General features: G+C 47.5%; 18 protein-coding genes. 6 read left to right on the top strand and 12 right to left on the bottom strand.

Going from position 1 to position 26,242, the window contains the following annotated elements:
* Positions 1-3: 3 nt before the first annotated feature.
* On the bottom strand, positions 4-1,140 hold the full coding sequence (locus IEY13_RS08040; protein ID WP_188951472.1) for an efflux RND transporter periplasmic adaptor subunit: 1,137 nt from the start codon (positions 1,138-1,140) through the stop codon (positions 4-6).
* Positions 1,141-1,210: 70 nt separating this feature from the next.
* Between IEY13_RS08040 and IEY13_RS08045 the strand changes: the two genes are divergently transcribed.
* Complete coding sequence (locus tag IEY13_RS08045; protein WP_188951473.1) at positions 1,211-2,101, top strand: hypothetical protein; 891 nt, start codon at positions 1,211-1,213, stop codon at positions 2,099-2,101.
* Between the two features lie 358 nt (positions 2,102-2,459).
* Here the strand turns inward: IEY13_RS08045 and IEY13_RS08050 are convergent, their stop codons facing one another.
* The 7 genes from IEY13_RS08050 to IEY13_RS08080 form a co-directional block, all read right to left on the bottom strand.
* Positions 2,460-3,302: an SDR family NAD(P)-dependent oxidoreductase gene (locus IEY13_RS08050; RefSeq protein WP_188951474.1), complete on the bottom strand. Its 843-nt coding sequence runs from the start codon at positions 3,300-3,302 to the stop codon at positions 2,460-2,462.
* A gap of 87 nt (positions 3,303-3,389) precedes the next feature.
* A complete protein-coding gene (locus IEY13_RS08055) occupies positions 3,390-4,334 on the bottom strand; it encodes a helix-turn-helix domain-containing protein (RefSeq protein WP_188951475.1) in 945 nt (314 codons plus the stop codon).
* An 83-nt stretch (positions 4,335-4,417) separates the two neighbouring features.
* Positions 4,418-6,412 (bottom strand): alpha-L-arabinofuranosidase family protein, encoded by a 1,995-nt coding sequence (locus IEY13_RS08060; protein WP_229687787.1) that lies wholly within the window; start codon positions 6,410-6,412, stop codon positions 4,418-4,420.
* Between the two features lie 9 nt (positions 6,413-6,421).
* Positions 6,422-7,453, bottom strand: coding sequence for a glycoside hydrolase family 43 protein (locus IEY13_RS08065; protein ID WP_188951476.1), 1,032 nt, complete (start codon positions 7,451-7,453; stop codon positions 6,422-6,424).
* A gap of 15 nt (positions 7,454-7,468) precedes the next feature.
* Positions 7,469-8,947, bottom strand: coding sequence for an arabinan endo-1,5-alpha-L-arabinosidase (locus IEY13_RS08070; protein ID WP_188951477.1), 1,479 nt, complete (start codon positions 8,945-8,947; stop codon positions 7,469-7,471).
* A gap of 32 nt (positions 8,948-8,979) precedes the next feature.
* The gene (locus IEY13_RS08075) at positions 8,980-10,530 is read right to left on the bottom strand and encodes a RagB/SusD family nutrient uptake outer membrane protein (protein WP_188951478.1); all 1,551 of its coding nucleotides are present in this window, start codon (positions 10,528-10,530) and stop codon (positions 8,980-8,982) included.
* Between the two features lie 32 nt (positions 10,531-10,562).
* Positions 10,563-13,640 carry a SusC/RagA family TonB-linked outer membrane protein gene (locus tag IEY13_RS08080; protein ID WP_188951479.1) on the bottom strand — a complete coding sequence of 1,026 codons (3,078 nt, stop codon included), beginning with the start codon at positions 13,638-13,640 and terminating at the stop codon, positions 10,563-10,565.
* Between the two features lie 241 nt (positions 13,641-13,881).
* On the opposite strand from IEY13_RS08080, the gene IEY13_RS08085 reads away from it, so the two are divergent.
* The 4 genes from IEY13_RS08085 (at position 13,882) to IEY13_RS08100 (ending at position 19,495) form a co-directional block, all read left to right on the top strand.
* Positions 13,882-17,058, top strand: coding sequence for a ligand-binding sensor domain-containing protein (locus tag IEY13_RS08085; RefSeq protein ID WP_188951480.1), 3,177 nt, complete (start codon positions 13,882-13,884; stop codon positions 17,056-17,058).
* A 4-nt stretch (positions 17,059-17,062) separates the two neighbouring features.
* Positions 17,063-17,839, top strand: a complete 777-nt coding sequence (locus IEY13_RS08090; RefSeq protein WP_188951481.1) for a response regulator transcription factor — start codon at positions 17,063-17,065, stop codon at positions 17,837-17,839.
* 96 nt (positions 17,840-17,935) lie between these two features.
* Complete coding sequence (locus tag IEY13_RS08095; RefSeq protein ID WP_188951482.1) at positions 17,936-19,036, top strand: SGNH/GDSL hydrolase family protein; 1,101 nt, start codon at positions 17,936-17,938, stop codon at positions 19,034-19,036.
* Between the two features lie 81 nt (positions 19,037-19,117).
* Entirely contained in the window at positions 19,118-19,495 is a 378-nt protein-coding gene (locus tag IEY13_RS08100) for a nuclear transport factor 2 family protein (protein WP_188951483.1), read from the top strand.
* 71 nt (positions 19,496-19,566) lie between these two features.
* On the opposite strand, the gene IEY13_RS08105 is transcribed toward IEY13_RS08100, so the two are convergent.
* From IEY13_RS08105 to IEY13_RS08115, 3 genes are all read right to left on the bottom strand, one after another.
* Complete coding sequence (locus IEY13_RS08105; RefSeq protein ID WP_229687788.1) at positions 19,567-20,676, bottom strand: pectate lyase family protein; 1,110 nt, start codon at positions 20,674-20,676, stop codon at positions 19,567-19,569.
* Positions 20,677-20,887: 211 nt separating this feature from the next.
* On the bottom strand, positions 20,888-21,763 hold the full coding sequence (locus IEY13_RS08110) for a DMT family transporter (protein WP_188951484.1): 876 nt from the start codon (positions 21,761-21,763) through the stop codon (positions 20,888-20,890).
* Between the two features lie 217 nt (positions 21,764-21,980).
* Positions 21,981-22,691: a RibD family protein gene (locus IEY13_RS08115; RefSeq protein ID WP_188951485.1), complete on the bottom strand. Its 711-nt coding sequence runs from the start codon at positions 22,689-22,691 to the stop codon at positions 21,981-21,983.
* 180 nt (positions 22,692-22,871) lie between these two features.
* On the opposite strand from IEY13_RS08115, the gene IEY13_RS08120 reads away from it, so the two are divergent.
* A complete protein-coding gene (locus IEY13_RS08120) occupies positions 22,872-23,477 on the top strand; it encodes a dihydrofolate reductase family protein (protein ID WP_188951486.1) in 606 nt (201 codons plus the stop codon).
* Between the two features lie 93 nt (positions 23,478-23,570).
* Here the strand turns inward: IEY13_RS08120 and IEY13_RS08125 are convergent, their stop codons facing one another.
* Positions 23,571-26,234: a T9SS type A sorting domain-containing protein gene (locus tag IEY13_RS08125; protein ID WP_229687789.1), complete on the bottom strand. Its 2,664-nt coding sequence runs from the start codon at positions 26,232-26,234 to the stop codon at positions 23,571-23,573.
* Positions 26,235-26,242: the final 8 nt, after the last annotated feature.

Here is a 26,242-nt window from a genome sequence, read left to right on the forward strand (position 1 = left end):
AGCTTATTGTTTGTTGGCTGCCGGCTTAATAACAGCGCCTTCCATAATGGTTTCAATACCTGCGGTTACAATTTTGTCGCCCGCCTTTAATCCGTCCGTTACAATAAAATTGCCCTCGCTGGAGCCACCGGTAACAATGGTCTGGCGTTTTACTTTATTACTGTCTGCCAGTTGGTACACCATCAGCTTATCCTGCATTTCCATGGTAGCTGCCTGCGGTACCAGCAATACACCCGTACTCAGTTGTTCAATACGAACCTTACCGGTATTGCCGGAGCGTAAAAAAGCGGCTGGGTTAGGAAAGGTGGCGCGCAGACTGATAGCAGCGGTAGTTTTATTAAACTGCCCGTCAACCATTTCAATACGCCCCTTATGCGGATACAATTCGCCGTTAGACAACACCAGCGATACGGGACGCATGTGCGTTAACTGCTGTTGCAGGTTGCTGCCTGAAGCACCTTTGCTAAAGCGGATAAAATCGTTCTCGCTCATAGAAAAATAAGCGTATACCTTACTGATATCGCTTAACGTGGTAAGCGCAGCAGCATCGGTACTGCTCACCAGATTGCCTACACGGCGCGGTATTCTTCCTATATACCCGCTAACCGGTGCTTTAATCAGCGTAAAATCTACATTCACACGCGAGGCCGCTACGGTTGCTTTAGCCTGCTCTACGTTGGCCTTAGCTGTTTCCAGCGATGTTAGCGCTGTTTTCAGCTGTATATCAGATACCACTTTGTTTTCGGCCAGTGGTTTCATTTTATCCACTTCCAGGCTGGCGTTGGCCAGTGCCGCTTCCATGGCATGTAAGGCCGCTATATCCTTATTCAGTTGCTCCTGATAAGGGCGGTCGTTAATTTTAAACAGGTTTTGCCCCGCCTGTACAAAACTGCCTTCCTCTACAAAAATCTTATCCAGGTAGCCATTTACCTGCGCTCTTACTTCTACATTCTCTTTTCCTTCCAGCATAGCGGCGTAATCACGCACGGTTACCGCACTGGTAGTATCCAGCGCCAGCACCGGCAGTTCAGGCGTTGGCGCAGCCGCCGCCCCGGTATTGGCTTCGCCGGAACGGCAGCCGTTTAAAAGCGCCCATACAAGTACGGATGATAATAAAAACAGTATTTGACGATTCCTCATACAACGATCATCGGAAGGCTTTTTTCACCTTACCGGACACAAATGTCACCCGCCCCAACCGGCAGAAAATGTGAAAAACGATGAACCGGAAAAACGGGGGGATGAACCGAAAACGGGTGGAAATGGGCCGGAATACCTTAACTTACCCATATTATTAAACACTATGCACCGCTTTACCTTATTGGCAGTTCTGCTTACAACAGGCTGCGTGTATACTTCCCAGCCAGACACTCCAACTAAAGCTGACACGGCAGCACCTGCTGCCCCGCCTCTGGTTTTAGCCGTAGCCACGCCCAGGCCAGATCTGCATGTACATACAGAAACAGTTCAGCTACCAATAGATGCCGACGATTATAGCACTTACGAAGGAAAGACCTTTAACAATATGATAGACTACTTTCCTACTCTTTATCGGTATCCGCCCCTTCCCCCGGATAGCTCCTATGAACAAAGTGGCATTGCCAAAAGCTTTAAAGATAGTTCGGGCCACATACAACAAATTTCATTCGGAAGCGAAGGAGGTCAGGATGAGTATCATGTTATTTACGCCTGGTTTTTGAGTAAAAAAATGACTCCACAGTCCAAAGCGCGCGCTAAAAGGCTGGCAGAAATTTATCGAGCCATCAACAGCATTAAAAACAGGCTCATGCATGGCGGCACCGGCTTTGGACACACTTACAAAAGAATAGCAGGCTATAGCGCCTATGATGGCTGGCTGTATGCCCAAAACGCACCCCTATATACCTCCGGCAGGTTTATTGCCGGAAGAAACGTTTACATAGATTCAGTAAAAGCACTTATTAACCGCGAACTTGCCGAACAGCTTCTTATACATGAAGCATCCTTAGAAGATAAAATAGAAATTCTGCACAAAGCAGATGCACTGGGCCGTTTAATTACCGACAGCTATTACCTGCAGAAGGCTATTGCGTTTACACGGAGTTATGGCCCTTACCGGTAATGTAATTTCATAGAATCTAAAAATAACTCTACAGCCCTGGCAATAAACCTCTGCATCATGTTTAACAACACAGCAGTTATGATCTCGAAAATAAAGGTAAATAACCCAAATTGTCAAACAGCCTGGAGACGGATGTGGTAACGATGTATACAAACAAAAAAGCCGGGGTTCCCCGGCTTTAACTCTTCCATTTATTCAGCAGCACCTATAACTGTATCTCCGTCCAAAACAAAACACATCCCCAGCCGTTATTTATAATATATATCATTAGCCTTATTAATTTCACCGTTCAACTTAAACACCATGCTTTACTGGTTATTATCAGATGAAAGGCATTTTTACTATTGCGGGAGTATTACTATTTGAAATCAGTACTCACGCTCACACTCTCATACGCAGCCAGTTCCTGCTGCAACGCTTCTATTTTACCTTTTGCCATGTTATAGGAATCTGAACCCAGGAATAAATGCAAGGGCATATTTCCGCTTTCAGCAACCTGAATCAGCGCTTTAGCAGCCTTTTCAGGATCGCCGGGCTGGTTGCCTACCACCTGTTGCTCGTGTATTACCTCCAGTTCTCTGGCTTCTTTATAATCGGCTATAGGGTGTTGTGCCAGGCGCAGCGAGCCTTTTAGCAGAAAATTGGTTTTGAAATAACCGGGATATACAATGGTAGCGCTGATGCCCATAGATTTTACTTCGGCAGAAAGCGCTTCGGTTAAACCGGCTACTGCAAACTTGGTGGCGTTGTAAATACCCCAACCTGGAAATGCCCCCTGAAAGCCGGCAATGGAGGATATATTAAAAAACGCACCGGCTTTTCTTGCGCGGAAATGAGGCATCACATTACGGATAACATTGATTACGCCAAATACGTTTACATCAAAATTACCGCGGGCTTCCGCATCACTCAGTTCTTCCAGTGTACCCAGCTGTCCGTAACCGGCGTTGTTTACCACAACGTCTATAGTGCCAAAAGTATTTATAATAGCATCTACCGCCTGGGCTACGGCTTTGTTATCGGTAAGCTCTACCTGCAGAGGCAGCAATGCCGCGTTGCCGGCACCCGTTTCCTCCTGCAGACTTTTTACATCGCGGGTAGTGGCAGCTACGCTGTATCCTTGTTGTAATAATGCTTTTACCAGTGTAAGTCCTAATCCTTTAGAGGCGCCGGTAACCAGCCATACTTTCTTCGTTTCCATAAATTATTTGTTTTGTAATTGATGGTACAAAGTAACTGAGGGATGCCCGGCGGGTTATTACGCCAATAACAGGGATATGTTCGAATTTCAAAGATGGGCGGGTGCCGCTACGTTTTTACGGAAAGCGGTGGGTGTTACCTGGGCTTTTTTGCTGAAAAACGAAGTAAAAGCTGCATGGCCGGAAAAGCCCAGTCCGTAGCTGATGGTATTAATATCCCAATCCGTTTGCACCAGCAGCGATTTGGCTTCGTACAGCAGCCGGTCCAGTATATGCTCCCGCAGGGTTTTACCGGTGTGGTTTTTCACCAGGGCGTTCAGGTAATTGGGATGAACGTTCAGCTGACCAGCAAATTCGGCAGCTGTTTTTATTTTAATAGTGTCATCGGGTGTTTTTACCTGAAAGGCAGATTCCAGCAGAGATAAAAAACCGTAGATATGCCCGAACTGCTCCGTTACCTGCACCTGTGCCAGCTGTTTTCCGGCCCTTTTAGCCTCCAGCAGCAGCATTTGTAAATGCAACAGAATTGCCTGCTTTTTATCGTCATTCGGCCCACGCTCCTCTTTCAGCATCTGCTCAAAATAACCGTTAACAGTAGTGGATTGTTCCGGCGTTAACTGCACTACGGCCTGCGATGGCTGAAAATATGGATACTGCCGGAACAGCTGTGCCACATGCGCTGCATCGTGCCCAAAATACGCCGGGTGTATCAGGCAGAAATGCCCGCCGGTTTCCTGAGAAGTGGTTTGCCAGGACATGATTTCATCCGGATGCAGAAAAGCAATTTCACCCGGCCCCATTTCATACTGATGCAGCCCGATGGTAAGCACACCCGTACCGGAAGTCATATGAAAAATTTTATAGAACTGCCGGCGGTTGGGTGATATATAATCTATAACCGGATAGTTATCGCGGTTTTCGATGGTAAAATAAGCAGCATTAACAGGATAATGCTGCACCTGCAGCAGCGGAACCTTATAGTTAAAATGTGCAAAGGACTCCAGTTGCAGCCGTGGGATATCAGGTTTTTCCATACCCCAAAATTAAAACTAACCCGGCATAAAATAAGGACGCCGCAGTCAACTGACCGCGGCGCCTGCTTTACTGGTTAAAAACACTACATTTTCAGCTTCAGCACTGCAAAAGAATAAGGTGCCGCTGTATAATTCAGTTTATTCTTACCGGTAAGGGTAATATTAGTGGTTTTAGGGCTCACTGCTTCCGGCTGCTCAAAAGAGTTGATGCTCCATAAGGTTTCACTGCCCAGGGTGGTAAGCGAAACGGTCTTATTCAGTTTAGCAGCGCCTTCCACCACTACATCACGCGTTTGTGTGCGGGAAGAAGCATTTACAATTTTTACAATAATCTCTTTGCTTTTCTGATCTACTACAGCAGATATATATAAACTATCCTGCCCCTTCACTGCTTCTCCATTCCACAATGCCGGCACCACATGGGTACCCTTGTTAAGACTGTACAGTTGCTGTACATAATAACTGGGCGTACCGTACGATTGCAGGTTGTTTACCCAAATAAGATCGGGTGTCCACTGCCAGCCATCGGCATGGGCAAACAGCGGTGCATAAGAAGCCATATGTACTACCGCCGCATTGCGCTCCAGCCCCGTCATAAAAGCAGCTTCTGCCACTGCAGCCTGCCAGTTGTTCTGTCTTTTGCCATCTACTACCTTATCGCTATGGCCTGCATATTCACCGCCGAATATTTTAGCACCGTTGCGGGGGTAGCTATCGTACCGGCCGGCATTGGCCAGAAACCAGGAGGGATTGCGGTAATAGTGCTCATCTATAATATCCGCCTTCATTTCGCGCAGTTCGGTATTCAGATAGTCGAATCGTTTACCATCCGGATCGGTTCCGCTGCTGGTTACGATTTTAAAATCAGGATATTTTGCTTTAATAGCCTTCATAAACAACTGCAGCCTTTCTACATATTGCGGGCCGTAGTTTTCATTACCCACGCCCATCATAGTAAGGTTAAAAGGTGCGGGATGTCCCATGGCTGCACGCTTTTTACCCCATGTGGTATTTACATCGCCATTGGCAAACTCAATCAGGTCCAGCGCATCCTGAATATAAGGGTCCAGCTGATCCAGCGGTACCAGCTCTGAGGTATTGAACTGGCAGGCCATACCACAGTTGAGTATAGGCAAAGGTGCAGCACCAATATCCTCAGCCAGCTGAAAGTATTCAAAAAAGCCCAGGCCAAAGGTTTGAAAATAATCTGGTGCCGCGCGGTGTGCAAACTCAAAATTCCAGCGGTTGATAATCAACTGGCGCTCATCTAACGCACCAATGGTTTTTTTCCACTGGTAGCGCTGGCTGAGGTCGAACCCTTCTACAATACAACCACCGGGAAAGCGGATAAAACCGGGTTTCATATCAGCCAGCTTTTGTACCATATCCGCACGCATGCCGCCGGGGCGGCCCTTCCAGGTATCAGCAGGAAACAGGGAGATCATATCCAGATCCATACTACCGCTGCCCGTAAATGTAATACGAAGGCGGCCCTTGGAAGCACTGTCCGATGCTGTAAAACTTACGGCTGCTTTTTGCCAGCCCTCGCCCGTAGCAGGGGTTTGCACAGTAGCAGTACCAATGGTTTTATCTTCGTTATTGAGCAATTCCAGCGAAAGGCTGAGGCCGGCAGCAGGCTGGCGATACTGCAAAGAAAAATCGTAACGCAGGCCTTTTTTAATGCCCATGCCACGGAATCCTTCATTGGTAACAGCCAGATTACCACCGGCGGCCTTTTTAGTCACACGCAGAAAACGGGGGTTGGGCGTATTTTTTTCTAACCGGTTCAATACCTGTAAAGCACCCTCATCAAAAAAATCCTGCTGCACCTGCCAGCCCATCAGCGGTTTTAAAAATTCAAACGAGCGGTTTTTAATCAGCTCTGCATAAATACCACCATCAGCACCCATATTAATATCTTCAAAAAACACACCCCACATGGTAGGCTGCACTTCCGATACCAGCTGATTTGCTTTAACCACCACAGGCGGCTGTTGCTGCGCCTGCACATAACCGGCAGCCGCTATACAAGCCGCAAGCAATACATGTTTACCATTCATTCCTGTTCGTTTAATCATGTGATTGTATTATTTCTTTACCGCCGTAACACCCTCAGAGGTCATTACCACGCGCTGCAGGGTTCCATCCCGGTTATAACGAAGCGCATCTACACAAACGCTGCGGCGGAAACTGCCGCCCTGCGTGTTGATAGCTCCGTTGTGATAAATGAAATACGATTTACCCTTGTAATCGATAATAGCCTGGTGATTGGTATTGCTATTGCCTGCTATTTCATTCAGGATACCCTTGTATTGCCAGGGGCCGTGAATGTTCTTACTCATAGCATATACAATCTTCTCCGGAAAACCCGAAGCATAAGACAGGTAGTACCAGCCATTCTTTTTATGTATCCACGGAGCCTCGGTAAATGCAGGCAAATCTACTACCTGAATATCGCCATCCAACTCCGTCATATTCTCTTTCAGCTTTGCATAATAACATTTGGTATTGCCCCAGAACAGATAAGCCTGTCCATCATCGTCTATAATAACCGTAGGATCAATATCATCCCAGCTGATGGTGGCAGCTTTTGTCATATCATTCGTTACCAGTGCAGAACCACGCGCATCAACAAAAGGACCGGTGGGGCTATCACTTACCGCCACCCCAATGGCTTTACCCCTTACCGTAGCATGCTCTACCGCTACATACCAGTAAAACTTTCCGTTGCGCTCTATTACCTGCGATGCCCATGCATCATCCTTTGCCCAGGTAAACTGCTTTACGTTCAAGGGGCTGGGGTGTTCCTGCCAGTTTACAAAATCGGTAGTGCTAAAGCAAAGCCACTCGTGCATTTCGTAAAACTCTTTACCCGGCGGGGCCACATCGTGCCCTGCATATACATATACACGGCCATCGTGCACCAGCGCAGCCGGATCGGCCGTATACTTATGCTGTATTACCGGGTTGCCTTTTGCTACAAAACTGGTGTCTACAGCCGGGGCCTTACCGGCCCCGGCTGCGTTCAGCACAGCAGCGCTTTGAGAAGCGTTAGAAGTTTGTGCCTGACCATGAACAGCAACACCTACACAAGCTATAACAGCATAGCAAATTCGCATATCTCTTCTATTTTATTATTTCTTCTTAGCCCATATAACCGTACCACCTCCATTAAAACCTGTAAGTACAATAGTGGAAGTTTTTTTACTTTCCCAATCACGCTCGCGCGATACATGTAACTTGTCAATAAACTGCCCGTTGTTCCAGCGCAACTCCAGCCAGGGAGCATTGTACACCCATGTATTGTTGGCCGCGCCGTTAATTTTACCATCCGCATTCAGCGTGCTGTTAAACGCCACGGAATACTGAGGGTCCTGCTGTTCCAGTTCGTAACCTGGCACTACCGTATAGCCCAGTACCACCTGATCGTAATCGCCTGCAATTTCTGCCGCTGTTACGGCATTATCAGGTACGTTGGCGTAACGCTCCGGCGATACCAGTGGCCAGCCATCTGGTGTCCAGAATATTTTGCGCACATGCATTACCATAAACGCACGGTTAACCGCAGGCCTGCCCTGGTGTGCCATAAAAAAGTTACCGCTGCCATCAGAAAATATCGAACAATGCGATACACCTGCCCAGCCACCATGATCGGAAAACTTATAGGGTGCCAGTATCATTGGGCCATTATCAGCCTGATTATCTGCATCTACCCCATTCCAGTCCAGAAACGGACCATCCGGTTTATCGCTGCGGAATACGCGTACATTGTACTTGGTGCTTAACCAATCGTACGCAACAAACAGATAATACTTCTTCGTATCGGGGTTATAAATAATCTCCGGCCCTTCCAGGTTACCGTTATACATGCCATTGGTTCTGCCACGGCGCACTACACGTTTACCTTTATCGCCGGTAGTGGCAGCAAGCCCTGTGGCAGGGTTCAGCTTTACTTCAAACAAACCATCCCAGGCAGAGCCATACACCATCCAATGCTCACCTGCCGGAGTAACCACCACGGTAGGGTCAATGGCATTGGTGCCGGGATAACCATCTGTAGAAGTAACCGCCAGCCCCTTTTCTGTCCACGGCCCTTCGGGTGAGGTAGCAGTAGCCAGGCCAATAGCACTTACGCGGAAGGCATTGGAGGCAAGGGAATAATACAGCCGGTACTCATTACCCACCCTCAAAATATAAGGCGCCCACAACCCTGCATTGGGTGTGCCGCCATTAGCAGTAATAAACTGCGAGCCCATGGCTGGCAGGCCTTTAAACACCCAGCCCACAAACTCCCACTCCACCAGATCTCTGGATTTACGTACCTGTATACCTGCGGGTGCCGCTGCGCCAAAAGCCACATCGGTACTGTAGGAGTAATACCAGTCGCCCGCTTTAATAACCGATGGGTCGTGTACGTTGTAAGGCCCCCACTGGTGGCTCATTTCCAGCGGGGCTACACTCTCATAAGTATCGTTGATATTATTGATATTGAAAGGCACTTTTACCACAGGCGGGTCTGTCATATTCAAATCGTCAAACGCATTTTTACGGCAGCCCAATGATGTTAATGCCAGGCCTGCGATCAGGCTATACTTCTTTATTTCAGCAATCATAATTTGTTTTTTAATGCACGCACAAATACGGCTTAGTTGGCAGGATTGGGTTTCAGATTCACATTCACATCCAGTTCAGCCTGTGGTATAGGTAAGTACTCCTTGCCTGCCCTCCAGGTATTAAAGTCGTTGTCGTGCGTTTTCAGCTCTGCCAGTTTAGCAGCATCATACAACCATCCCCAGCGGATAATATCGTTGATACGGATAGATTCTATGGCAAACTCCAGGGCTCTTTCATGCGCCAGCTGATCTCTCATCTGCGGCTTGCTTAAACCCGGCTTAGCAGTGGCCAGATCAGGCAGTTTGGCGCGGGTACGTACACGCTGAATAAAAGGATAGGCTTCTGCTGTACGGTCCAGCTCGTTCAGTGCTTCGGCATGCATCAGCAATATATCTGCAAAACGCAGCACGCGGTAGTTGATGCCGGAGTTTTCCTGATCATCATTACCCGGCCAGTTTAAACCATCGTGGGTATACTTACGGGGATAGATAGCTGTTTGTGCATGTGGCCAGGCATTACCATATACCGTAGTGGAATTATCTGCCGGCTCGTAAGAAGCAATAGTAGCCAGCAGGCGCGGATCGCTTTTGCCATCTATGGTTTTTTCCAGTTTATACTCGTTATAAATCCAGCGGCTGGGCAAAAAGTCGGAATAACCATAACCATCCTGCGCATAGGTACGGCCGGTGCTGCTTACCTGTTTCCAGTTGGCATTGGGCTCGCCACCATAGTTCATTACCGTACCACCCACCTGATCCGGCTGGCCAAACTGTACTTCAAACAACGACTCTGCATTGTTCTCATTAATCTCTTTAAAGTTATCGCGGTAATCGGCCATCAGCGAATAAGTGCCGTATGTACCGGCAATAATGGGTTGAAATTCGTTAGCCGCTTCCTGCCAGTTTTTACGGTACAGATAGGCTTTACCCAGCATACCGGCGGCAGCGCCTTTGGTAGCCCGGCCAATATGGCCTGCATCCGGCCCGCTGATGCCCTGGTAAGTATTGGGCAGCCTGTCTTTAGCCGCTTTAAAATCGTCTGTAATCTGTTTCCACAACACTTCTTCTGTAGCAGTGGCCGGATAAAAATCAGCCGAAGAAGGTGGCGGCGTAGTAACCACCGGCACTATCTTATACATACAGGCCAGGTTAAAGTAGGCCAGCCCGCGTAAAAAATAAGCCTGCCCCAGCAAACGCTTTTTCAGTTCTTCATCCATAGTAATACCGGGTACATTGGCCAGCACCTGATTGGCACGCCACACCATCTGATAATGGGCACCCCATACCCATGCAACCGGGCCGGATGTAGTAGGTATTATAAAGCTGCCTATCTGCACCAGATCACCCCAGGGGCTATCGCCATAAAAATCATCGCCCCGGCCATCATTTAGTGCCGGGTACATACGCATGTAGGTACCATCCTGTATTAAACTGTTATAAATAGCGTTGGTACCTGCCAGCGCATCGTTGGCATTGCGCCAGTACACCTCAATAGTAGGTACGTTGGGGTTTACGAGATCGAGCTTTTTGTCACAACCTGTGGCCAGCAACGATAACGATATATAGTATAATAATTTTTTCATTATGCATTTTTTAAACCGTGGTAATCAAAAAATCAGAAAGCAGCCTGTACGCCAAACATAATGGTACGCGGTGTGGGGTAAGAACCGGCATCAAAACCGGGCTCCCATACACGGGTTCTGGCAAAATCAGGATTAAAGCTTTTATACCCCTGAAAGGTGTACACGTTCTGCGCAGTAACGTATACCCGCAGGCTTTGTACAGCTGCACCAAACAGTTTTTTAGGCAGCGTATAACCCAGCGCCAGCGTATTAATGCGCAGGTAATCACCTTTCTGCAACCAGCCTTTACGGTCGCTGTCGCGGCCATTCTGGTTAGGATCGTTGGCTGCCAGGCGGGAATACTCGTTGCCCGGGTTCTGTGGCGTCCAGCGGTTCAGCGCATCTTCATGATAGTTGATATAATCCGTAGTATGCATTAATGCGCGGTACAGCGAGCTGTTGATTACATTACCACCGGCACCGGAAGCAAACAGGGTAAAATCAAAACCTTTGTAACCGGCTGTAAAATTGATACCAAAGTTGTACTTAGGCAGAGAGTTGCCCAGTGTGGTACGGTCGTACGCATCAATTACATTATCCGGCACTCCCTGTGGCCCGCTGATATCTTTAAAGCGGAAATCGCCGGGGGCCGTACCTGCATTCTGAAAAGCGTGTTTGTTAATTTCATCCTGATTCTGGAATATTCCATCAGTTACCCAGCCATAATGCTGCCCCATGGTTTCGCCCACTCTGGTAAGAAAACCACCTACAATACGCTGGCTGCGGTTACCACCCAGCTCCAGTACGCGGTTGCTTAAAGTGGTAAAGTTGGCACTGATATCATACGTAAACGCCCCTTTGCGGTGGTGGTAGGCTGCGGTTATTTCCACACCATAGTTACGTAAGGAGGCCGCATTGGTAAGCACACTGGTATTGGTAGAACCTACTGAGGTGGGAATAGGAATATCAACCAGCAGGTTGGTGCTCTTGTTGTTGTAATACTCAGCAGTAACATCAAACTTACCATCCAGTAATACCGCATCAAAACCAATATTAGTAGTGGTTTTGGTTTCCCACTGAATGTTAGGATCTACTACCTGCGTTTGCAGGCCGCCAATTACACGCGTGCCATTGAAGTTATATACAATATTGGGGTTGAGATAAGCCTGATACAGGTAGTTACCGATGTTGGCATTACCTAACTGGCCCCATCCACCTCTTATTTTAAGATCGCTGATGAAAGAAGGCAATTTGATAAACGCTTCTTTACTTACACGCCATCCGGCAGAAACACCAGGGAAGTAACCATACTTATTCACCTTAGAAAAACGGGAAGAACCATCTCTGCGGAAGTTGGCAGTAAGCAGGTATTTATCTGCATAGCTATAGTTCAACCTGCCAAACACACCATAAAAGCTATAATCGAACTGGTTACCGGCAGTGGTTTTATTATCCCCGTTATCCAGCACGGTAAAATCAGGATCTACGTTTTCAGCATGTGAGTAACGGTTCAGCGTAGTGTTTTTAGTATAGCTGGTACCTGTTACTACATTCAGTGTATGCTTACCTGCATTCATATCATAGGTAAGGAAATTCTCTACCAGCGCATTGGTATAAGTACGGGAGTTATCATCCAGCCGGCTGATTCCCTGCTTGAAGAAGAAACCCAGATCAAATACGGGTTGATACAGGAAGTCGCGCGCAATTGTTTTATCGTAACTGAGGTTAAGCCGGTATTTAAGGCTGTGGCCACGTAGCTTCAGCAGCTGTGCCTCGCCCCATATAATACCAAACGCACGGTCAACCTCGGTAAAGTTGGTAAACAGGTTGTTCACCGCCACTACGTTCAGTGATATCGCTCTTTGCAGATCGGACTGTGTGCCGCCATAGCCCTGGGGCATAGTGGGATCGTACACCTTCATGGTAGGAATATTAATAACCAGATCGTTGATGAGCGGGGGCCTGCCACCGGTAAGCACATCGGTACGATACGTCAGCGAGTTTTCCTTAGAGTGGGTGTAAGAAAGCGATTGCCCAAAGCGGAAAATGCCTTTTTCTTCTGTAAGGTTAAAGCGGGCTGTGTAGCGGGTATAATCCGGGCCATTACCCACAATAGTGCCCTGCTGCCTGAAATAATCCAGCGAAGCGTTATAGGTAGCATTAGCGCCGCCACCGCTCAGGTTAAGGTTGTGGTTGGTACGGTGGCCGGTTTTCAAACCTTCCTTCTGCCAGTCCACATCCACATCGTTTATATACTTCGGGTTCTGCGGGTCGTTAGCCGGTGCTACCGTTTGCCCGCCGTTTATCTGCGATTCGTTGTTGAGCATCTGGTAGCCTACGCGGTTGGCTACCGGTATTTTCTGCGCTACATTATCCACACCATAATAGCCGCTGTATTCTACTTTCATCGGCATATTCTTTTTACCCTGGCGGGTGGTAATAATAATAACGCCGTTGGCACCATTGGCACCGTAAATAGCAGCAGCAGTACCATCTTTCAGTACCTGCATACTTTCTATATCATTAGGGCTGAAGTCCCGCGGCGGGTTCAGCAGCATTACACCATCCACCACATAAAGCGGTGTCTGGTTGCCAAACGTGGTAGTACCCCTGATTTGAATGACGGGCATGGCACCTGGCTGGCCATCGTTGGTAACCGTAATACCGGAAGTGCGCCCCTGCAGTAACTGCCCCACATCGCTGGCAGATACCTTTTTTAATTCTTTAGGGTTTACCACGGCAACCGCACCCGTAAGGTCTTTTTTACGTTGCGAGCCGTAACCCACTACTACTACATCTTCCAGCGCATCAGCCTTAGACACCAGCAATACCGATAACTGCCGCATGTCTTCCACAGTCACTTCTTTTTCTGCAAAACTTACGTGTGTAATAACCAGCACCTGGCCTTTGGTGGCGCTGATACTGAAACGGCCCTGATCGTCTGTTACTACCGCCTGCGTGGTACCTTTTACGGCAACCGTAGCGGCAGAAACGGGGCTACCTTTATCGTTGGTAACTGTACCGGTAACCTTACCGGCGTCCTGCGCCTGTAACAAAACAGGCATTAATAACAGAAAGGCATAAAGCCAGCCTGTAAACAGATTCCTTCGCTGTACAATGGATTCCTTCATATGGCAGTTGTTTAAACTAAACTTGATGACAAACTAAGTGGGGGGCAAACACCCCGGCAAACGCACTTTTCCCGCAATCGCAATAACAACATAAAACTCCATGCTTTCGTTCAAACACATACCTCATTCCGTATCATAGTTTCATCAAATCTGCTCAAACGGGTATTTACCTGTTACCGGAACCGGAAACCATTATCTTCGTAAAACGATTGCATTTATCCTATTATAACAGTGAGGCCCATTGAGAAAAACGATTATTATCTGCCTGCTTATCACCCTTTTTCTGATAAAAACAGGCGTATCGCAACAATATAACTTCCGCCATTACCAGGTGGAAAACGGCCTCAGCAACAATGCCGTAATAAGCCTGTTGCAGGATAGCAGTCACTTTATATGGTTGGGTACCAAAGACGGACTGAACCGGTTTGACGGTTACCGGTTTAAAATATTCCGCCACCACGCCGGCAACCCCAAAAGCATTGGCAGCAACTTTATACATTGTTTACAGGAAGGCAGTAACGGTACCCTATGGGTAGGTACCGATAAAGGCATTTACCGGTACGATGCCGTATCGGAAAGCTTTGAAAACCTGTTGGAGCAGTTAACCGGTATTGTATCAGACATAAAAACCGATGCTACAGGCAATGTATGGTTTATTATGAACCAGACCCTGTACCGGTATGAGCTGCCCGCCAAACAACTGGTGCTATATACACCCGCACAGTTTGGCTATTTTACCTCGCTATGTATACTGCCCGATAATACGCTTTGCCTGGGCACACCCGAAGGCCTGGTTAAACATTATAACCCAGGCGCCAACACCTTCCGCACCACAGAAATGTTCTCGCACTCCCCTGCTGTAAGTTCCCGCTGGATTGAAAGGGTGTATGCCGTAGATAACAACCGGGTGCTGGTAGGCACCTCTAACCAGGGCGCTAAAATGCTGCACCTGCCAGCGTATACCTATACCGATATTCTTACGCATGAAAACAATACCGATGTATTTGTAAGAAATTTTTTACGCGTATCAGACAGCCTGGTATGGATAGCATCTGAATCGGGCATATTTATTTACAACCTGCTTACCCGCCATTATATTAATTTACAAAAGGCGTACAACAATCCCTACTCCCTCTCAGACAATGCCGTATACGCTTTTTGTAAAGACAAGGAAGGCGGTATATGGGCAGGCAGTTATTTTGGCGGAGCCAATTACTACCCCGTACCACATGCCGATTTTCAGAAGCTGTTTCCCATGCCCGGCAAAAACTCACTCAGCGGTAATGTAGTGCGGGAAATAACGGGCGACGCGTATGGAAATATATGGATAGGCACCGAAGACGCGGGACTGAACCGGCTGGATGTAAAAACAGGCCAGCTGAAAACGTATCTGCCCACAGGGCAGCAAGGCAGCATAGCTTACACCAATATTCACGGCCTGCTGGCAGATGGCAACCGTTTATGGATTGGTACTTTTGAACATGGGCTGGATATTATGGATATTGCTTCAGGAAAAATTATACAGCATTTTTCTAAAGGCAACCGCCCCGGCGAATTACAAAGCAATTTTATACACTGCATTACAAAAACGCATATAGGCCAGATTTTACTGGGCACCACTATTGGCGCTTACCGTTTTGAACCTGCCAGCCGCACTTTTATACCGCTGCCGGATATGCCGGTAAACAACTGGTACTCGTTTATAAAAGAAACTAAAGACGGTACCGTATGGGCAGCCACCTACGGCAATGGCGTACGCTTTTATAATCCTTTTACAGGTGCTACAGGCAACCTTATTTACAAGCCTGGCACCAAAATCTGCCTGCCGGATAACCGTGTAAACAGTATTTATGAAGACAGCCGCCAGCAACTGTGGTTTGGCACCGAAGGGGGCCTTGCCCGCTGGAACCCCAAAGACAGCAGCTTTTACACCTATACCATTGCAGACGGCCTGCCTACGGATTATATATTAAGCATACTGGAAGACAGCCGTAAAAACCTATGGATTTCCACCTCCAAAGGCCTGGCAATGCTATCGGCCACCACCGGCAAATTCACCGTATACACTACCAACAACGGCCTGCTGAGCGATCAGTTTAACTTTAACTCTGCCTGGAAAGACAGTAGCGGCAAAATGTACTTCGGCAGCGCAAGGGGCCTTACCTTGTTTCAGCCGGATTTGTTTACGGAAAGCCCGTTTACACCGCCGGTACTGATAACCGGCATACAGGTATTTAACCAGGAACTGAGTATAGGCACACCCGGCTCGCCACTACAGCAATCGGTTAGCTATACCGGCAGCATCAGCCTGCCGCACGACCAGTCCACCATCAGCATCGATTTTGCAGCTCTGGGTTTTTCCGCCCCGGAAATGACGGCCTATGCCTACCGTATGAATGGGCTGGATGAAGACTGGGTATACCTTACCCAGAACAGGAAAGCATTTTTTACCGGCCTTCCCCCCGGCCAGTATCTGTTTGAGGTAAAAGCTGCTGCGGGCAACGGACGCTGGAGCAGTACACCCGCCACCCTGGCCATTGAAATACGCCCACCCTGGTGGGCTACCGGATGGGCTTATTTTATATACATACTATTGAGTGCCTTTGGGCTGGTGTACATACTACTGGCTTATCACCAATACACCGAAGCCCGCAACAAAAGAAAATACGAGCAATTGAAAGCTGCCAAAGAAAAAGAATTTCTCACGGCTAAAATTGAGTTCTTTACCAACGTGGCACATGAAGTAAAAACGCCTTTATCGCTGATAAAAGGGCCACTGGAAAAGATTCTGAAAAAAGCGGAAAGCAATAAAGACATTGCCGGCTACCTGGGAATTATGGAACGCAATACCAACCGGCTGATTGACCTTACCAACCAGCTGCTGGACTTTCGCGAAACGGAGATGAATGGCTTTAGCCTTAACCTTACACAAACCAATATATCAGAACTGCTGAAAGAAACCTATAACAGCTTTAACCCACTGGCGGAAGAAAAAGGGCTACGTTACCGCATACAGTACCCACCCCGGGAAGTGGAAGCTTTTATAGATACTGATGCTTTTAAAAAAATTATTTATAACCTGTTCAGCAACGCCATTAAGTATTCCCGCAGAGAGGCTATTGTTACGCTGCACGCAGTACAGGCAGCAGATAGTTTTTTCCGTATCGACTTCCAGAGCGATGGGGTTACTATACCCGAACACCTGCACGAAAAGGTGTTTGAGCCTTTCTACCGCATGCCCGAAACAGCTTCTGAACAAGGCACCGGCATAGGCCTTACCTTATCCCGCTCGCTGGCGCAACTGCATGGCGGGCAAATAAGCATCAGCAACAGCGCCACCGGCGTTAATATATTTTCATTACAATTACCTTTGTTACAACAGGGTAAAAACCATTCATCTGTACCCACTAACCAATGATGCCATGAAAGCGACTATATTACTGGTAGAAGATAATCCGGATATGCTGGAGTTTGTAGCCGACGACCTCTCAGAAAAATATCATGTATTGAAAGCCCTGCATGGCAAACAGGCCCTGGAAGTATTACAGGATGAGGCCGTGCAGCTGATTATCTCTGATGTGATGATGCCGGAGATGGATGGCTTTGAGCTGTGCCGTACCGTTAAAGCCAGTTTTGAATACAGCCATATACCCGTAATACTGCTTACAGCACGCAATACCCTGCAATCTAAAATTCATGGGCTGGAGCTGGGTGCAGATGCGTATATAGAAAAACCATTTTCGCCCGAGTACCTGCACGTACAGATAGCCAACCTGCTCAGCAACCGCGATAAGATAAAAGAATACTTTGCGCAATCGCCCCTGATACATATTAAAAGCATGGCCCACTCCCGCTCAGACGAACTGTTTCTGGAAAAACTGAATCAGATTATCTGCGGGAATATGGAAGATGAAGAGCTGGATGTAGAAAAGCTGGCTAAGATTATGGCCATGAGCCGCCCAACGCTGTACCGTAAAATCAAATCTATCTCTAACCTCACGGCCAACGAGCTTATTAACCTTACCCGCTTAAAAAAAGCAGCGGAACTGCTGGTTGCAGATGATTATAAAATATACGAGGTAGCCACCATGGTGGGCTTTACCTCGCAAACCACCTTCGGCCGCAGTTTTCTGAAACAGTTTGGTATGTCGCCTTCCGCTTACCAGCAAAATGCACGTAGCAATACTACTGAAGGATAACAACCTGTATTATTTTATCCTTTCCTGTTGTTTATTTGCCGGATACTTGGTTAGTTGCCTAAAGGTTTGCATTTTGAACCACTTAAATTCACAAGCGTGAAGCCAATACATTTGCTTGCCCTGGGCAGCCTTATTTTATATGCACAGCTCTGTAGTGCCACCAGCAATGCCGACACGTTGTATGCCAGCCAGCTACAGCCGGTTGGGCGCACGTTCATTAACAACAACCAGCAACTGGCACTCATCAGTTCTGCTGCTCATTTCAGCTTTAGCTTTACCGGCACCTCCTGCACTATTTATCTGGCTGCGGATAACGCAGGGGCATACAACTATATGCAGTACGAAATGGATGGTGTGTATCAGAAGCGCATACGCATTACAGGCAACGCACCAGCTCCGGTTGTTATTACTACAGCAAAAACAGGCAAACATACCCTATGTATATACAAAGCCACAGAAGCGCATACGGGCGCACTGCTGGTTACTAAAATAGCAGCCAATGGCATAGCTACAGTAAAAGAACCTGAGCGCCCACTGATTGAATTTATTGGCAACAGCATTACCTGCGGCGCAGCAGCGGATGCCTCAGAAATACCCTGCGGTACAGGGCAGTATCACGATCAGCATAATGGCTACATGGCCTATGGACCTTCCGTAGCAAGGGCATTACATGTAAGCTATATGGTTTCCGGCGTTAGCGGCATTGGCATTTACCGTACCTGGAACCGTGAAAGCCCCAACATGCCACAGGTATATGATAAGCTGGATTTTCAGGAGCAGGGCACACGCACCTGGAACTTTGCCACCAGGCAACCCGCTATTGTAAGCATAGCACTGGGCACTAACGATATAAGCCGTGGCGACGGTACCCCACGGGCGTCTTTTGATTCCGCACGATTTGTTACAGATTACATAGCCTTTGTAAAAAAGGTAAAAGCACATTACCCTCAGGCACGCATTGCCCTTCTGTCCAGCCCTATGGTAAAAAATGCAGAAGGTGAATTACTGAAGCGATGCATAGCGGCAGTTAAAAGCGAAATTGATGCAGCTTACCCCAACAATAAACCAGTAGCCGTATTCTACTTTGCACCCATGGAGCCGCATGGATGCACCGGCCACCCCAATGTGGCAGACCACCGGATTATGGCGGCCCAGCTGAAACCTTTTTTCAAAAAACTATTGAAAAACAACAGATAACGCAGCAGCGGCGCACCACCAACCAGCAACACTTGCAGAAATTGTGCGGATTGCTTATATTGAGTAAGCAAAATTCTAACGATGAAACAGCGCGAGCTAATGATTTGCCGGTATATCAAGGCTTATAATCATTTTGACATCGACGCTATGCTTGCCGACCTCGATACCCGTTTTACCTTCGAAAATGTTTCTGACGGCAGCATAGATATGTCTTTGGAAGGAATACCGGCATTTAAAGAACAGGCTGAGAAAACAGCCAGGTGCTTCAAAAAAAGACACCAGAAAGTAACTTCTTTTATGCATTATGAAACGCATACAGAAGTAGACATTGCCTACTGTGCCGTACTGGCAGTTGATTTACCCTGCGGCTTGCGCAGAGGAGATGAACTGCATGTAGCAGGCCGGTCGGTTTTTCGATTTGCCGAAGACAAGATTGCTGCTATTACCGATATCAGCTAAACAAAAAAGGGGCTTCCATAACGGACGCCCCTTTCTGTTTCTGTAACCTCCATCCGCTCCCCCATTATACATTAAAACGAAGTGCAGCTGTTACCACTTAAGGTAGCGCCTGCACCACCGGAGCCTGTTACGGCAGTTTTGGCAGCAGCCGCAGACAATATAGTAAAGCTATAGGGCGGCGTAAACGCATTTACCCCATTTCCGGAAGTATTACCGGAAACATTGGTAAACACATTGTTTTTGCTTTGCACAGCAGTAGAGTTGTTACTCATCAGATCAATAGGCTTGGTTACATTTTCAAACGTATTGCCTTCTACCAGCAGGTTGGCTTCAAAACCAGCCTGCACACAGTTACTGCTGGCAGTACTGTTAAAATAATTATTTACCACATGCACCTTACCAAAACGCACGCGTGGCATTCTGCCTTTGCAGCCTGCTGCCCACCAGCAACGTACAAAAGTGATATTCAGGTGGGTTCTGTCTGCTGTAGCGCCATCACCTGAGCCAATCAGGTTGGCAAAACGGTGATCATCTGAACCACCGGGACCATCAGGCTTAGGCGCTTTCAGATATGTGAACTTACAATAGGAAACAGTGATGTAATCGCTCACATTTTTAATATCAAAGTTGCCATCTACACCATCTCTGAATTCACAGTGATCTACCCATACATTGTTACAGGCATCTACCGTAAGGTTATCATTACCATCTACATCGTAGGCGCCCGCCCCTTCAAATATGAGATTGCGGATAATAATGTTGTTGCATCTTTTCATATAGATGATACCAGAGCCAGATGCAGTCTGATCTGCCGATACCAGTTTGGCGCCGGATGAACCGTAAATGGTTTTTCCGCTCTGATCCTGAAACGAAATACGACCGGCAGCAGGTATTGTAATAGTACCATTAACCTGAATCATTTTTACACTGCTGTTTTGAATAGCAGTTTTTAAAGCAGCATACGTAGTAACCACAGTAGCCGTTGCTGTACCACCGCCGGTAGTGCCTCCGTTCTGAGAGGCCCAGCCCTGGGCAGAGCAGGTAGCGGCAACAGCAGCCATTGTAGTGTTAGGCGTCAGTAAATTTTCATCAGCGCTGACATCGCTTTGTTTGGAGCAACCGAAGAGTATGCCGGTCAATGCAACAGCAAAGACAGCAGGCATTTTAACATGTGCTTTCATTGAATGGAGTTGTGTTTTCTTTTACTTGAATGGTTAACTGACGGGGGAGTTTTGGTTTGACTTTTCAGATGGCAGAAACAGTACTTTTTAGCAAAGAAAGCATATAAAATGAGAAAACAATAGTGTACTATATATTTTTTCTGATTTATTTCAGGACAGAACAGGATAGCGCAAACCCTTATCAGGACAGCGCTACCCTGCAACCAGCTGATTATCTGTGAACACGCTTACGGGCAGATAACAACATCTGCAAAACCACAGACAATACAATTAACAACAGGCCCGCATAAAAGGAACCATTCAGCAGTTTATTCTCATGAAACAGCAGCATAGCCAGTATAATACTATACACAGGCTCCAGGTTAAAGCTGAGGTTTACGGTAAAAGCAGAGAGTTTTTTCAATGCCTCCCCTACCAGCGTATACAACCCAATGGTACAAAACAGCGCCAGCACCAGCAGATAAGCCAGATCGGGCACGGAAGGGGTAAAAACTGTACGGGTGTACAGCAGGCTGCACAAAGGCAGCAACAGCCCCACTGCCAGCGTAGCCCCTGCCATCTGGTAATAGCTTATCATATACACATTATAATCTTTCACCAGCTTTTCATTGGCCAGAAAATAGCCCGCCGCCAGTATGGAAGAAACTACCCCCAATGCGATGCCCAGCCGGAAAGAGGTATCGAAATGAAAGATAAGCCCCACGCCTGCTACCGTTAAACAGCTTAATACAAGTTCCTGTACAGAAAGCTTTTTACGTCCCAGCACAGGTGACAGTATAGCTGTAAAAAAAGCCGTTAAGCAATAACACACCACGCCTACAGATATATTGGAATACTTAATGCTTGCATAAAAGAATACCCAGTGCAGGCCAGGCAACAAACCGCTCAGCATCAGCTTTCGTTTGGCAGCCTTATCGTACTGTTCAAACTTTTTAAACAAGCGTAAACCTGCCCACAATATCAGAAAGGAAAGCAACACGCGATACCATACCAGCACAATCTCATTCAGGGTAATCAGCTTACCAAATACACCGGTTAGCCCGGCCAGTAAAACAGCTATATGCAAAAAGATATAAGACCTTTTCATGTCAATACAATTCAGTAAAAGTGTAAGTAATAAAATAGCAGAAAAAGGTCCTGAAGAATTTCTCCGGAAAAAGATCAGAGCAACACTATGCGGACCTGGTTAACAGAAACGCGAAGGAGGCGAAAGCAGATTATCTGTAAAAGGATGTGCCATACGGGCAAATATAGGTAGAAACCAATACAAAAAAAAGCCCGGCCACGGTAGCCGGGCAACCTTGTTATCCCTGCCCGGTAAACTTATACCGCAACCAGAGTACATCGTTCTCTATCCGTTTCACTTCTTCCAGCGAAAACAGCGTGGAGTTAAACTGCCTGTCTTTTTCCTCTATTTCAAACACGCTGGAGGTTTCTATACGGCCATCTGCCAGTGGCAGCAATACATGGTTGTATTCATTAATTAAACCGGCGTTCAAAAAGCTGCCATTTAAACGTCCGCCACCTTCCAGCATCAGCGTTTCAATGCCAAATAAAGCTTTCAGCTTTTCCAGTGCCACAGACAAATCCACGGTATCCTTACCGGCAAAAATGTAAGACACGCCTATCTGCTGCAAATGCGCCAGATAGCTATCCTGCACCACTTCTGTAAGAATGGTAATTACATGATCGCCCAGCATGGTGGCACTCTCCCAGCCTAGTTTTGCCTGCCCGTCTACCGCTATGGCAAAAGACTTTGCATTCCGTGTTGCCACAAAATCGTTTCTATCCAAAGGATGTGTGCTTTCCTTGTATACCGGCTTTGCAAAATGTGTAAAGTCTTTTTCCATAGTGGTTCTGCCCACTATCCATGCTTTGTTACCAATGGCTTCATGCACTTCTTCAAAACTCTTTGTTAATGCCTGCACCTGCGGGCTATCGCCCCATTTATCTCCCAGAATTTTACCATCAAGGGAAGTCATCATCAGGCAGATGACATACGGATGTTTACTCATATTGTGTCTGTTTTAAACAGGTGCTGCACCTGTAAGCAATAGCAAATATAGAATGCAGGCGTACTTATTACAAATGCCGGCTGCCGGTCAGTTGGTGTTTTCTCCCCTTAACATTGTCCGGATTACCCTCCGTGGCCTGCTGTTACAGTGCATAACTTCACAGTAAATCACAAATACACTATGAAAAAGATTATTGTATGCACGTTTTTAACCATGGACGGCGTAATGCAGGGACCAGGCGGACCGGAAGAAGATACCAGCGGCAACTTTCCGTGGGGTGGCTGGGGTGCACTGCACTGGGATGATGTAATGAACGAAACCATGGCACGCCACACCGCTGCTCCATATGACCTGCTGCTGGGCAGGCACACCTACGAAATATTTGCCGGTTACTGGCCCAACCACGATGATGACCCTACCGGCCATCTTTTTAACCGTATAAATAAGTATGTGGCAGCAACCACACCCGTACATCTTTCCTGGGATGGCTCCATACTGCTGGAAGGAAACGTAGCAGAAGCTGTAAAGACATTGAAGGCACAGGACGGCCCCGATCTGCTGGTATGGGGTAGCGGCAAGCTGGTGCAAACCCTGCTGAAACATCAGTTGGTTGACATTATGCATAACTGGATTTTTCCGGTTACGCTGGGTACAGGAAAAAAACTATTTACAGAAGGTACACAGGCGCAACAATGGAAACTGGTTTCTTCTGTGGTTTCCACTACCGGGGTAATAGTAGCCAGCTACCAACCCAACGGCGAGGTACAAACGGGTACCATGTCATAATCTGTTCACAGGCATCCGGCTATTACAGCGCATGAGCTATGCATGGTATAGCCAGATGCCGGAACAGTTTTAATAAGGGTTCTGAACAATCCGTTACCGCACAAGTACTTTACGGGTGTACAAAGCACCATCGCCTTCCACACCAAACACCTTTAGTATATACACACCGGCGTTGCCCAGATGCACCGGAACGTTTTCATCAGGCCTGATGGTACGGCTAAACACTACTTTACCCGCCGCATCATATACCAGCAGCTTGCCGGTTTGTTTTACATTTTTAAGCGATACAAAAAAATCGCCCTGGTTAGGCACCGGCCATACGTGAAAACCTGCTTCCACATGCTCTGTTTTAACAGCCGGTGCTGCTGCCAGTGCAACTGCAGTAGCCGTATTAAGAATATGAATTTTGCGTGTCATAGAAGCACCTTCTGCATCCGATACCGTAAACGAATACGAGCCCAGCCCCAGCGAAGAAGGCGTAAACGTAGCCACACCGGAGGCCAGCGTTACTGTACCACCCGATGCTCCGGATACACTGTAAGAAGGAGAAGCTGTAAACCCTTTAGACAGCTGATTCAGCGTTACTGCTACCGGTGCATTATTTACCGTGCTGTAATGCGGATTGGCCATCCACTCCAGATAGTCATCCAGCTGGGTGTAACCATCTCCATCTGTATCTGCATTGCTGTCCGTAAAATCGCCGGAGGCTGAGTTTACATTGGTGCCTTTAATACTCTCCCACCAATTGGGCAATCCGTCATGGTCGCTGTCCCAGCCGGATGCACGCGTTACGTTAGGATAGCTTTCGTAACCACCCACGTCTGACTGATGATCCGGAAAACCTTTTTTGCCGGTTACACTGCCTGTATAGGTGTAGGTACCGTTGAGGGTTTCGTTCACAATGCGTACATCATGTGTATCAAATACCGGCTGCGAACAACCCACATCAGACAAAACATGCTTATAGGCTGTTTTAGCGCTTTGTGTAGTTACATTAGAAGGAAAGAAAGGTGCACTTACAAACGTGGTATAAGATACCGACTGGCCTGAAGCCACGCGACCATTGCTCTGGCTGTTTTCATCAAAATAGCCGGGCATTACATTACCTGCAAAATAATACTGCTGCATACCCAGCCCCACGGCCTCATGCTGTGCATTCAGGGCTTTGAAATAAGTGGTACCCTGCCCTGGCTTATAGTAATTGTTTACAAAGTTTACCTTATTGGCCCCACCATCGGTAGCGCGCGAACCCCAGTTGTACACTACGTTATTGGTAATATCCAGCTTACCGGCATAATATCCGTTGCCATCTAATCCCCCACCCAGGCTCCAGTTGCGGCCATAACAATGGGCCAGCAGGTTGTGATGAAAGCTACCGGTATCGCCGCCGATAGTAGCAGCATACCCGTGCTCGGTGCCGGAAGGGTAATTCTGATGGCCGGCCGCATTAAGCGCCTCTGAAATAAGGGTACGCTGCAGGGTAATATTACGGGAATTACGGGAGCTGAAAGCTTCGTCAATCGTCCAGCTGACAGAGCAATGATCCATAATACTGTAGTTGGCACCCGTTAGCCCCATACCATCATAAGTAGCGCCGGCGCCCAGCCGCAAACGCATATGCCTTACTACCACATCGTTACCGGTAAAACCAAATGGTGCAGAACGGATACAGATGCCTTTACCCGGCGCAGTTTGTCCTGCTACTGTTACATAAGGCTGGCTGAGTACCAGTCTGGAGTTCAGCGTTATAATACCTGATACAGTAAACACTATGGTTCTGGGGCCAATATCGTTGGTAACAGCCGCACGCAAACTGCCCGGGCCATTATCATTCAGGTTGGTTACCTCCACCACTTTACCGCCCCTGCCGCCACGTGCATAACGCCCATACCCTTCTGCACCCGGAAAAGCCTTCTGCGCCCTGCGGAACATCCATACATTGCCTTTGGTTACCACAGAACCCACCACCTCATCTATACGCCAGTAATACGTAAGCATACTATACAAACCTGTTACCGCGTGCGTAGTAGTACCATTGGGTTTATTACCCTTATACAAAGAAGAGGATGTGGTAGCGTTGGCCACCGAAGCAGAATCGGTACCGAAATATACATTGTGCGTGGGGTTGCCCGGGCCTGATGTCCAGCCAAGGGCAAAATTACCATTAGCAGTTTCCAGATGCTCATTCTCATGCGCAGGCACCGGCAGGCGCGCCTGTTGTGTAAGGTTGGGCGTATTCAGTTCCAATGCATTAATAATCACATTTTTGATGGTTTCAGCACCAGAGGTTTCACTTCTGAACAGCACCACCACATCTGTATTAGCCTGCGCTGTTATGGTAAGGTAAGAGATACGGGCAGCGGAGGTTTGCAACACCCGGTTGGTAGGCACCAGGTTATTGGTTACCAGCGTACCATTTACCAGTATATCTATGGGGCTAAAGTTATTGGTGGGTGCCTGCACGTTGTTATGATACGTAAGCAACGTATGCTGGCCGGCAGGCAGGCCTTTAATACGCAGTTCTATCTGCCCCCCGGCGTTGCCGTCTTTTACAGTAACGCCATCGCAAACCAGACGTGCGTAATTGGGCGATTGTACGCCTGCTTTATACCAGTCGGTTCCCAGGCTGGTACCTGCTGTACCTTTTTTTAAAACAAACTTTACACCGTTTACCGTAAGCGAGTCAGCAGTGGCCTCATCCACCACCCAGGGGGTATACCCTGACTCAGTTACCTCAGCGGTAGTTCTTCCGGCCATATCAAAAT

The organism is Filimonas zeae (genome assembly GCF_014641615.1).
Classification (GTDB): Bacteria; Bacteroidota; Bacteroidia; order Chitinophagales; family Chitinophagaceae; genus Filimonas; species Filimonas zeae.